9 protein-coding genes are annotated in these 10,779 nt (G+C 48.0%); 6 read left to right on the top strand and 3 right to left on the bottom strand.

Annotation, left to right across the window (positions count from 1 at the left end; genetic code table 11):
* Window positions 1-78: 78 nt before the first annotated feature.
* Window positions 79-837 carry a TIGR01458 family HAD-type hydrolase gene (locus tag P2G88_RS18310; RefSeq protein ID WP_275798694.1) on the bottom strand — a complete coding sequence of 253 codons (759 nt, stop codon included), beginning with the start codon at window positions 835-837 and terminating at the stop codon, window positions 79-81.
* Window positions 838-1,022: 185 nt separating this feature from the next.
* Here P2G88_RS18310 and P2G88_RS18315 point away from each other — a divergent pair, with 185 nt between their 5' ends.
* The 3 genes from P2G88_RS18315 to P2G88_RS18325 all read left to right on the top strand — a co-directional run bounded on the left by P2G88_RS18315 (window position 1,023) and on the right by P2G88_RS18325 (window position 6,661).
* Window positions 1,023-2,426 carry an MBL fold metallo-hydrolase gene (locus P2G88_RS18315; RefSeq protein WP_275798696.1) on the top strand — a complete coding sequence of 468 codons (1,404 nt, stop codon included), beginning with the start codon at window positions 1,023-1,025 and terminating at the stop codon, window positions 2,424-2,426.
* A gap of 1 nt (window position 2,427) precedes the next feature.
* Window positions 2,428-3,987, top strand: coding sequence for a Na/Pi symporter (locus P2G88_RS18320; protein ID WP_275798698.1), 1,560 nt, complete (start codon window positions 2,428-2,430; stop codon window positions 3,985-3,987).
* A gap of 205 nt (window positions 3,988-4,192) precedes the next feature.
* On the top strand, window positions 4,193-6,661 hold the full coding sequence (locus tag P2G88_RS18325) for a TonB-dependent receptor (RefSeq protein WP_275798712.1): 2,469 nt from the start codon (window positions 4,193-4,195) through the stop codon (window positions 6,659-6,661).
* Between the two features lie 23 nt (window positions 6,662-6,684).
* On the opposite strand, the gene P2G88_RS18330 is transcribed toward P2G88_RS18325, so the two are convergent.
* Window positions 6,685-6,930: a hypothetical protein gene (locus tag P2G88_RS18330; protein WP_275798700.1), complete on the bottom strand. Its 246-nt coding sequence runs from the start codon at window positions 6,928-6,930 to the stop codon at window positions 6,685-6,687.
* Between the two features lie 134 nt (window positions 6,931-7,064).
* Here P2G88_RS18330 and P2G88_RS18335 point away from each other — a divergent pair, with 134 nt between their 5' ends.
* From P2G88_RS18335 to fabA, 3 genes are all read left to right on the top strand, one after another.
* Window positions 7,065-8,579 (top strand): thymidine phosphorylase family protein, encoded by a 1,515-nt coding sequence (locus tag P2G88_RS18335; RefSeq protein WP_275798702.1) that lies wholly within the window; start codon window positions 7,065-7,067, stop codon window positions 8,577-8,579.
* The gene (locus P2G88_RS18340) at window positions 8,579-9,472 is read left to right on the top strand and encodes a ribose-phosphate diphosphokinase (RefSeq protein ID WP_275798704.1); all 894 of its coding nucleotides are present in this window, start codon (window positions 8,579-8,581) and stop codon (window positions 9,470-9,472) included. Before P2G88_RS18335 ends, P2G88_RS18340 begins: the two co-directional genes overlap by 1 nt.
* 127 nt (window positions 9,473-9,599) lie before the next feature.
* Window positions 9,600-10,118, top strand: a complete 519-nt coding sequence (gene fabA / locus P2G88_RS18345; protein WP_275798706.1) for a 3-hydroxyacyl-[acyl-carrier-protein] dehydratase FabA — start codon at window positions 9,600-9,602, stop codon at window positions 10,116-10,118.
* Window positions 10,119-10,233: 115 nt separating this feature from the next.
* On the opposite strand, the gene rmf is transcribed toward fabA, so the two are convergent.
* Window positions 10,234-10,410, bottom strand: coding sequence for a ribosome modulation factor (rmf, locus tag P2G88_RS18350; RefSeq protein WP_275798708.1), 177 nt, complete (start codon window positions 10,408-10,410; stop codon window positions 10,234-10,236).
* Between the last annotated feature and the right edge of the window lie 369 nt (window positions 10,411-10,779).

Below are 10,779 nucleotides of genomic sequence, written 5' to 3' on the forward strand. Positions count from 1 at the left end.
GGAAAGTGTAGTACATTCACAGACTTAGCATGTTTATAAAAAGCAAAAGACCGCTGCCTCTATTATCGGCAAAGTGGTTCAGATATTCAGTAGCCTTAATGCTCCACTCAAATTATTTGCAACCAGAGCTCCTTTGCTCAAATCTTGTTCGTCCCCTTTTTGGTATTTCCCCGTTTTTACTAGGCAGGCTTTAAGCCCGGCGTTGATGGCACCGTTGATATCGGCATTAACATCATCACCAAACATCATGGCCTCATGCGCCTTTACCCCCGCACTTTGCAGTACTGACTGGAAAAATGCCGGTGACGGTTTTCCCATCATTTTTGCCTTACAGTTAGCGGCGTATTCAAGGGCATGAATAAAGGGACCAGCATCCAGATGCAGCCTTCCCTGCCGACGAAAATAGCGGTTATCACCAATAGCAACTAGCTCTGCCCCCTCCATAAGATGAGTAAATGCCCTGTCCAAACATGCATAATCAAAGCGTTCAGCCGCATCTGTCACTATCACCGCGTCGACGTTCTCTTCAGGACCAGCCTGATAGGGAGTAAGAAGCTCATCAAGGTTAGGATGGACCAGGCAAAACGCGCGCAAACTGCCTTGTTGCAGATAGTCCAAAATGGTATCCACTGCACTGTATAGCTGCTGTTCGTGGATCTCAAAGCCCATGGTGTGTAACCGTCGCAACAATACGCCGCTGCTGATCTGAGAGGTATTGGTGATGAACCTGAGAACCATTCCGCTTTGTTGTAGCCTCGCCACTGCCTCAACAGCTCCGGGCAGCGGTTTGTCATCTTCAAATAATACGCCGTTGATATCTAATAACAGGGCATTCATATTGCCACCTCCCTACCGTTCAGATTAGCAGCGCGCAGGATTTTGAAAGAGCAAATTCATTTGCACTTTGCCCCGCTTGCGAACAGTGATCCACGTCAAAGGACTGGCAAATACCTCAAAGCGCAGCTTAAATTGCCAGTAGAATGCTTTACAAAGAATCAAAAAAGTCTTTAAAGGACAACAAGATGGCTACAATGACCTTTTTCGGTGCAGCGCAGGAAGTCACCGGCAGCTGTTATCTGTTGGAAAGCGAAGGACTGGGCAAAATATTGATGGAATGCGGCATGCACCAAGGTGGTGATACCGTCGACAGGATGCAGCGTGAAAAATTTGATTTTAATCCCAAGAAGATTGATGCCGTGGTGCTTTCCCATGCCCATCTTGACCATAGCGGTATGCTGCCGCGGCTCATTAATCAAGGCTATGACGGCCCCATTTATTGCACCCACGCAACCGCCGATCTTCTTCGGATCATGCTCAAAGACTCGACCAATCTATATCTTCGCGATCTTGAACGGGAAAATGTAAAGCGCCGCCGTCGGGGAGATAAGCTACTGCGTGCAGAATATGACATGAATGACGTGACACAAGTGCTTTCACAGTGCGTCGGCCTGGATTATGAAGAAAAACAGACCTTGGGAAGCACCGGGACACTGACCTTTTATGATGCCGGCCATATTCTCGGCTCTGCTATTGTCCAGATCGATATCAAAGAGCGCGACCATCCGAAACGCCTGGTATTTTCCGGCGATTTGGGCAAGCGCGATGCTGTATTGATGAACGATCCCGAGGCACTCTCCCACGCGGATCTTCTGGTGATGGAGAGCACTTATGGAGATCGGGAACACCGCACAGAAATGGATACGCTCAAAGAACTAGAGCAAATCCTGCATGAAACCTGGCAACGGGGCGGCAATGTAATGATCCCGTCCTTTGCCGTGGGCCGCACTCAGGAACTGCTCTACTACATCGGATGCCTGCATCAACAGGGCAAACTGGATAACTGGCAGGTATTTCTGGACAGTCCCATGGCCATTGAAGTGACCCATGTGTATGACAAATGGATTGAATTACTGGATGAGAAAGACACCTTGAATCTGGACATCAACCATAAAGCCCCTTTAGAGGCTTTCCTGCCAAACCTGTTTTTGGCGGTCACCCCGGAAGATTCTATCGCCATCAACAAAATCACCAAAGGTGCCCTGATCATTGCTGGTAGCGGTATGTGTAATGGCGGACGCATTTGTCACCACTTTAAGCAACGGATTTGGAATAATAGAAACACCCTGATTTTCGTTGGCTTTCAGGCAAGGGGCACCATCGGCAGAAGCCTGGTTGACGGCGCCAAGCGAATCAAATTGTTTGGTGAGCCATTTGTAGTGAAATCCAGAATTGAAACATTGGGTGGGTTTTCGGCCCATGCCGGGCAATCAGGACTGGTGCGCTGGGCCAGCCGTTTTAAGCCCACACCCCGGATTGTGTTGGTCCACGGTGAGCCCGAAGCCCAAGAAATGCTTGCCGATAAACTCTACAAAGATCATCAGATAAGGGTCGAAATTCCCAGCAAACACGATTCTTTGGTGTTCTAACATGCTGAGTACTCAACTGGCCATGAGTTTTCTTGGTGCATTAGGCCTCTTTCTGATTGGCATGTGGCTGATGACCGAGGGGCTTAAAATTGCTGGTGGTCAGGCCCTTGAACATCTTTTGGGGAAATGGATAAGCACCAGGCTTCGCGGTTTCTTAGCGGGTCTCATGGTGACCGGCCTGGTGCAATCTTCAAGCGCCGTTACGGTGGCCACTATTGGTTTTATTAACGCCCGTCTGATGACGTTCTCGCAGTCGGTATGGGTGATATTTGGCAGCAATGTCGGCACCACACTCACCGCCTGGCTGGTATTATTGGTTGGCTTTAAGTTTGATATTTCTGCCTTTACCCTGCCCTTGATTGGCATAGGCGCCTTACTTAAGGTCTTTGCTCCAAACTTAAGGGCCCAATCATTAGGCATGGCGCTGGCCGGATTCGGCCTGTTATTCATGGGCATTAGCTCATTACAGGGCGCATTTGCGGGGCTAACGCCCGCTTCAGGTGAATTGCCGGACATAGGTGCATCTCCATTATTTTTAGGCCTGGCACTGGGGTTTCTGATGACCGTGCTGACGCAGTCTTCCAGCGCCGGTATTGCCATCATCCTCACCGCTTCAGCAAGTGGCATGACCACCATTGAACTCGCTTCCTCTGCAGTAATCGGTGCTAACGTGGGGACCACCACTACCGCATTGATTGCAGCTATAGGTGCCACCAATAACGGCAAACGCCTGGCGGCGGCCCATGTGATTTTCAACTTGATGACTGCCGTTGTGGCCGTGCTGCTACTGTTGGTGTTGTTGTTTTGGTTACGTGACCTGAACCTTAAACCTGATGATATGGCCCTTTTCCTGGCCATCTTTCATACCGGTTTTAATATTTTGGGCGTGTTGTTGATGTTGCCTTTTGAGCCCAAATTGTCCAGATGGCTGATGGGGTGGTTTAAAAGCAAAGGGCAACCGCTGGTGGACAGCAACTTGGCGGTCGTGCCTGACCTGGCGCTGCGAGCCCTGGAGCAGCAACTTAAGCACTTCCAAGCCAAGCTGCTGGCGTTACCTATGACCAAAGAGCCTGTCAATCTTGATCCGATTGCAGAAGGGCTCAGTGCTTTGCAACGCTTTATAACTTTAGCCAGTCAAAACCAACTGACCAAGGCACAAAGCGCCAAGTTGGAGCATGGTCTCAATGCCTTACATCGATTACAGGCAGCCCTGGAAACCTACCGTGAAGCCCAGGGATTTGATATGACACTGCCCACTCCCGTTGAAGGCTTTGATGACTGGCTGGCACTGGTACAAAAGCTTAGCGAGTTGCAATTTGGTGATGATCAAGCTGCCGTCGATGAAAACTGGCTAACCATACAAAATGAGTACGCCAATATCCGCAATAAGGTAATCCATGCGGCGGTCACTCAAAGGTGGCCCTCAGGACAACTGGATCCCCTGCTTAAGACTCTCAGCAGCAGGTTGCATTTCCAACGGCGAATGTTGCAGGCATCGGAATCTCTGGTCGCCTTCGCCACAAAGGAATCGGTAAAAGAGGAAAGGCAACCCGCCAACTAGTTACGCATAACCACGCAAAAATCTTTAACAGCCTGTTCATTCTGCTTTTTTCAAACACATAATATATTTGTTTGTGACTTCCGATTTCCCTTATACGCCATTTGTCGACTAGCTTTAGTTTGCTGACAGCCTTAAAAAAGGGAATATCATGAAAAGTCACACTCTATACCTTTTCCCCCTATCCATTTTGTCTGCTGCGATAGCTATGCAAGCAGAGGCTCAAACAGATAGTACATCTCAAACATCTAACGCCGATAAGGCATCTACAGAACGCATCATTGTTACAGGCTCACGACGGAATGACCGTACTGTCTCAGAAAGCACTGTCCCCATTGATATCATTAGGGTGGAAGATATGGTCAGCACGGGGCAGTTAGAAATGAGCCAGGTGTTAAGCACATTGGTACCAAGCTTCAACTATCCTCAGGCCACAATTACCGACGGAACCGACCATGCCCGCCCTGCAGTATTGCGAGGTCTGGCACCAGATCACACTTTGGTACTTATCAATGGAAAGCGTCGTCATAGTTCGGCATTGCTTAACCTGAATGGTTCTGTAGGACGCGGCTCCTCCGCAGTAGATTTGAATAACATACCCACTTCCGCCATTAAGTCGATTGAAATACTCAGGGACGGTGCTGCGGCGCAATATGGCTCTGATGCTATCGCCGGGGTAATAAATATCATATTAAAAGATGGCGAAGGCGGTAATCTCAGCGCTACCTATGGTAAGTACGATTCCCAAATGGCAGGCGTTCCTCAGTTGACCAACATTGACATTGATGCAAATGGTAACTTGGTTTTTACCACTGGAGATGACCGAAGAGTCAATGATGGCGCGATCTCAACCATTGCTGGTAACTATGGTTTGGCAGTAGGTGACCGTGCGTTCCTGAACTTGTCCTTTGAATCTAGAAATCGACAACCCACCAACCGTTCTGGATTTGATCCCAGAGAAAACTATGCCAGAGATGCAAACGGTGACTTAGATGACCGTGAGCTCACTTTTGATCGCTATAACCACCGTTTCGGCAAAGCGGACATTGAGGATATGGCACTCTTTTATAACTTCGGCTGGGATCTAGCCAATGATTTGAAGATTTATTCCTTTGGCAGCTACGCCGAACGGGAAGGCCTATCCGGTGGTTTTTACCGGCGCGCCAACGACAGCCGCAATGTGCCCTCTATTTATCCAGATGGTTTCTTGCCTAAAATCGGCTCTGATGTCCAAGATCACTCGCTAACTCTTGGCCTTAAAGGCGAAACAAGCGACTGGAACTGGGATCTTAGTGTGGTGCGTGGCAAAAATGATTTTGCCTTTAGCGTGCATGACAGCCTTAATACATCCTTGGGAGCATCAAGCCCCACTGACTTTGAAAATGGTAGCCTGATCTACGCTCAAACAGTGGCCAATTTTACTGCCGATACAGCAGTAGATTGGGGATTTGAAGAAGAGGTATTCGTTTTCCTTGGTGCCGAATATCGACATGAAAACTACGAAATCACCCAAGGAGAAGAGGCCTCCTACATTACCATGCTTGATGCAAATGGTAATCCGGTTGGCCCGGGGGGTGCGCAAGTACTTTCAGGATTTTCACCAGAAAGTGTAGTGGACAGAAGCCGCCATAATGTAGCTCTTTTTGTGGAATTTGATACCAATCTGAGTCCGGTATTTAACATGGCACTTGCCGGGCGTTACGAGGACTATAGTGACTTTGGCTCTACTTTTACCTCAAAGCTGGCGGCACGATATGCGGTAACGGACAATTTTGCCCTAAGAGGCGCCATTAGCACCGGCTTTCGTGCCCCATCTTTGGCGCAAACCAGCTATAAATCCATTGCCACAGTATTTGAAAATGGTATTCCAAGGGAAGTTGGTCATTTCCCTGTAGACGATCCTGCTGCAATTACTTTAGGTGCAACAACTTTAGAGGCAGAGGAGTCGGTAAACGGCACATTTGGCTTTGTTTATGAGTTGGACGCTTTTAACCTGACCTTGGACGCCTATCATATTGAGATTGAAGACCGGATTGTATTATCAGAGAACCTTCAAGGTCCGGCAGTAGTTGCCATATTGCAAGCGGCTGGAGAACTTAATGTACAAAGCGCCCGTTATTTTACCAACGCTATTGACACAGAGACACAAGGAATAGATGTCGTCGCCACCTATGATGCGGACCTGGATGATTTTGGAGAGATAAGCCTGAGTATGGCGCTTAACTTTAATGATACTGAGGTCACCAAGCTCAAGGAGAATCCACCTGAGTTGCAGTCACTAGGTGACAGTTATCAGGTTTTTGCCGACAGAGAAATTAAACGCTTTGAGCAAGGCACACCCAAGAATAAGTATAATCTGGCTGCAATATACAGCTTGGAGGATCTGTCTGTTACCCTAAGAGCTACGCGTTATGGTGAAGTAGTAGATCCGGGAAGCACCGCAGACACCGATGAAGTATTGGCCGCAAAATGGATCACCGATTTAGATGTCGGCTATCAGCTAACTGAGCAGCTTAGCATAGCAGTGGGGGCCAATAACCTGTTTGACCAGTATCCGCAGGATACTGTAAGCAATATTGGTAACAGCACCTTTAACCAGATATTCCCCTATTCCGGCTTCTCCTCCTACGGCATTGACGGTCGCTTTATCTATGCCAGGATAGCCTATAGTTTTTAGTGACAAGAAGAGCATAGCCGTGTTTAGCGGTTATGCTCTTTCAGCCACTCATTCAGCAGTTTTATCTGTCCGCAGCGATATGCTGCATAGGTAATTCGTAACGCGTTACTCAACAGTTCACTGTCGGTCCAGCCACTTTTTTCAGCCAGTTCCTGATAACACTGCATAGCCTTGGCATTGGCATAGCCACGGATCTCTTTCTTGCCTTTGAGCTTTTGCCTTTCGCGGTAACGACGCTGCTTCTCGGCATTGGGATTATTGGTTTCCACCGGCTCTCCTTGATGTTAAGTGCCAATACTATCCATGAACAGTCCAAAATGGTACAAGCTTATGATCGGCGTCAACAGACTTCCAAGAGCCTGTGTTAGGCTTTTAATACAAAAATAAATGGAATCCCACAGAGATGGAACAACGAATAGCCAATCGCCTTAAAGTGGTGGACATGGGCATAAACACCCACCAGGAGCCGGTGGTTTACATGCGTGATGATTGCCACGTATGTAAATCAGAGGGTTTCAGTGCTGCTTCCCGGGTAAAGCTGACCATCGGCAAAAAAGAATTAGTGGCAACCTTGAACATTGTGGAGAAGCATGTTCTGGCTGAAGGTCAGGTGGGTCTCTCCAGAATAGCGATGGAACGACTGTCGCCAGCCCCCTTGGAGGAAGTGGAAATTACCCACCCTGATGTGGTGGACTCCTTGTCTTGTGTGCGAAAAAAGGTTTTTGGAAATGCGCTGTCTGAGCAGGAGCTGGAAGAAATCATTCTGGATATCAGCCAACACCGCTACGCTGATATAGAAATTGCCAGTTTTTTAAGTGTATGTGCAGGCTCACGTCTTAACGAGGCAGAAATCATTGGCCTGACCAAAGCCATGGTAAAAGCCGGTAAACATCTTGAATGGCCGGAGCATAAGCGCGTTTTCGATAAACATTGTATCGGCGGACTTCCGGGCAACCGTACCACACCATTAGTCGTATCCATCGTCAGTGCCGCCGGCTACATCATGCCAAAGAGCTCTTCACGCTCAATTACCTCACCCGCCGGCACCGCAGATACCATGGAGGTGCTGACCAGAGTGCGACTTGCCCTTGAAGATATTCAGCGGGTGGTAAAGCAAACCGGCGCTTGCCTTACTTGGGGGGGCGCGGTCAATCTCAGCCCTGCGGATGATCTGCTGATCCGCATTGAGCGGGCTTTGGATTTGGATGGAGAAGGTCAGTTGATTGCCTCCGTTTTATCTAAAAAAATTGCCATCGGCTCTACCGATGTACTTATCGATATTCCAGTAGGTCCGACAGCAAAAGTTCGCAATCTCGATGATGCCCAAAGGCTGGTCAGCTTATTTCAGAATGTGGGCAGAGCCTGCGGTATTAATGTGCGTTGTATCATCACTGACGGCACTAAACCTGTAGGAAGAGGTATCGGGCCTGCACTTGAAGCCAAAGACCTGCTGGCGGTGCTGCAAAATCAGCAAGACGCGCCCATGGATTTACGGGAACGTGCACTGGTGCTGTCGGCTCATTTGTTGGATATGGCCAGCGATTGCGGCTTTGAGGCAGGTCTTGAGCTTGCTACCGCCATCCTCCAGCGGGGTGGCGCCTATCGTCAGTTTATGCGGATCATCGACGCTCAGGGTGGCTTAAAAAGCATTCCAAATGCACATTTTCAGTACAATCAAGCCACCGAAAAAAGAGGCCGCATCATTGCCATTGATAACAGAAAGCTGGCCAAGGTAGCTAAACTTGCCGGGGCACCTTTCGGGATTGGTGCAGGATTACAATTACACAGCAATGTGGGTGACTCTGTTGTGGCAGGTAACCTATTATTCACCCTATACAGTGACAGCAAAGGTGAACTGGAGTATGCCTTGGAATATGTGCAAAAAAACCCAGACATCTTTGTGATTGAGGAGAATTGATGGTCATGTTGCCCCCATTGCTATTTAGTCCCCGTCCCCATCCCCTTGAGCAGGGGCTGGCCAATCGACTTGAATGTGAAAAAGGACGGTTGGAGCAGCGATTATTTCCCGATGGTGAGAGCTACTTAAGGCTTCACTCTGATGTGAAAGATCGGGATTGTATTATTTTACTGGATCTGACCCATCCCAACGACAAATATCTGCCATTGATCTATCTAACTGACACATTAAGAGAATATGGTGCGCGTAGCATTGGCTTGGTAGTACCTTATCTCCCCTATATGCGCCAGGATATTCGTTTTCATGAGGGTGAAGCCATCACCTCCCGGATCTTTGCCAAAAGCCTGTCCAATCACTTGGATTATATGGTGACTATCGATCCTCATTTACACCGCTACGACAGCCTGGATGAGATCTATTCCATAAAAACTAAAGTAGTGGCAGGAGCCCCAGCCTTGGCTAATCATTTTAAAAACCAATCCAATTTGCTGTTGGTTGGGCCGGACTCAGAAAGCGAGCAATGGGTTGGAGATATCGCCAGGCACAGTGATCATCCCTTTGTGATTGGAGAAAAACTCAGAAGTGGTGATCGCAAGGTCAAGGTAAGCTTGCCCGATTTAAGTGCATACAGCGGCTACCACGCGGTGATCATTGATGATGTGATATCAAGCGGTCAGACATTGTTACAGTGCCTTTCAGCCTTACATGAACAAGGCATTACTCAGGCAAGTTGTGCGGCGGTGCATGGAATTTTCGCAGACCAAAGCGATCAATTACTGATGGACTCCGGCATTGAGTCTCTTATCACCTGTAACACCATTCCCCATTCATCAAACCTGGTGGATGTGACGGATCTGTTGATCGATCCCATAAAAGATTGCCTTGGTAGTTAACTTTAGATGCGAGGAAACCTCTGTTACCTAACTGTCATCAAATCATGTCAGACTGGACAGAGTTGTTTAGCGAACAGCTGTTCGCTAAATTATGCCGCTGAATTTACAACAATTAATTGAAGAAACTATGACCATCAGCAAATCCAGTTTTTCTAGAGACGATCTTTTGGCCTGCAGCCGCGGTGAGCTATTCGGTCCGGGCAATAGCCAATTACCCGCACCCAACATGCTGATGATGGACAGGATTGTGAGTATCAGTGAAGAAGGCGGAGCATATGGCAAGGGCCATATCATTGCCGAACTGGACATTTCTCCAGATCTGTGGTTTTTCCAGTGCCACTTTCCCGGTGATCCCGTTATGCCAGGGTGCCTTGGTTTAGACGCCATGTGGCAGCTAGTGGGCTTTTTCCTGGGTTGGTCCGGCGGTCCCGGTAAAGGACGTGCATTAGGCGTTGGCGAAGTGAAGTTTACCGGGCAGATCTTACCAAGTGCTAAGAAGGTGACTTACCGCATCGATATGAAACGAGTCATCAAGCGCAAACTCTTTATGGGTATGGCCGATGGCCAGGTGGAAGTTGATGGCCGCGTGATCTACGAAGCAAAAGATCTAAAAGTGGGCTTATTCCAAGATACCAGTGGTTTCTAAGGCTGTTTTTTAACCTGCAGCTCGGGGCACTTATGTCTGCCATGACAGATGTGCGTTAGCCCTCACCTAAAAATGCGAAAGCCCCTTTTTTTGGGGCTTTTCTATAAAGTTAACGTCAGCGACTAGTTAATCCTAGACTTCGATCTTCCATGGCGGCACGCCATCCGCCTAGCCATTGGGAACGATTTTCTATGGTTTGATAGGGACAAATTTCTTTGGATCGACCTGAGATGCCAGCTTGATAGCCCTTTGAGTGGGCACGGGAAAGTTTATCTCTCTTCTGTCTTTTCATTGAGTTACCTCGTCCGTTTATTTCACAAGGTGGTCATTGCGACCACCCTTCTTTGATACGGTAATGTGGACGATGGTTCAATAGGTGAGTTTTTGCTCTTTTGAGATTTATCTCTAACCACCTGTTTTAAAGTGATATTTTTCTTACATTATTTTTTCATATTTGTGACAACAAATGAGCATATTGGAATAAACAAGGGATGAGGCCGCGTTAACTAACGGCATAAAAAAAGGGACGCTTAGCGTCCCTCAGATTGATGATAAACCCCACCATTTTGGTGGGGTTTTGTTTTTTAGGGCCATCCAGTGAGTTTTCCGTGGCTCCTTACCTATTGATGGGATTGGCTGATTTTTTCTTAAGCGTGATTGA

It is taken from the genome of Aliiglaciecola sp. CAU 1673 (assembly GCF_029223185.1).
In the GTDB taxonomy this organism is placed as follows: domain Bacteria; phylum Pseudomonadota; class Gammaproteobacteria; order Enterobacterales; family Alteromonadaceae; genus Bowmanella.

Bases quoted from the DNA above. Each gene is read 5' to 3' on its own strand.
- P2G88_RS18310 (WP_275798694.1), bottom strand. From the start codon at position 837: ATGAATGCCCTGTTATTAGATATCAACGGCGTATTATTTGAAGATGAC.
- P2G88_RS18315 (WP_275798696.1), top strand. From the start codon at position 1,023: ATGGCTACAATGACCTTTTTCGGTGCAGCGCAGGAAGTCACCGGCAGC.
- P2G88_RS18320 (WP_275798698.1), top strand. From the start codon at position 2,428: ATGCTGAGTACTCAACTGGCCATGAGTTTTCTTGGTGCATTAGGCCTC.
- P2G88_RS18325 (WP_275798712.1), top strand. From the start codon at position 4,193: ATGCAAGCAGAGGCTCAAACAGATAGTACATCTCAAACATCTAACGCC.
- P2G88_RS18335 (WP_275798702.1), top strand. From the start codon at position 7,065: ATGGAACAACGAATAGCCAATCGCCTTAAAGTGGTGGACATGGGCATA.
- P2G88_RS18340 (WP_275798704.1), top strand. From the start codon at position 8,579: ATGGTCATGTTGCCCCCATTGCTATTTAGTCCCCGTCCCCATCCCCTT.
- fabA (WP_275798706.1), top strand. From the start codon at position 9,600: ATGACCATCAGCAAATCCAGTTTTTCTAGAGACGATCTTTTGGCCTGC.
- rmf (WP_275798708.1), bottom strand. From the start codon at position 10,410: ATGAAAAGACAGAAGAGAGATAAACTTTCCCGTGCCCACTCAAAGGGC.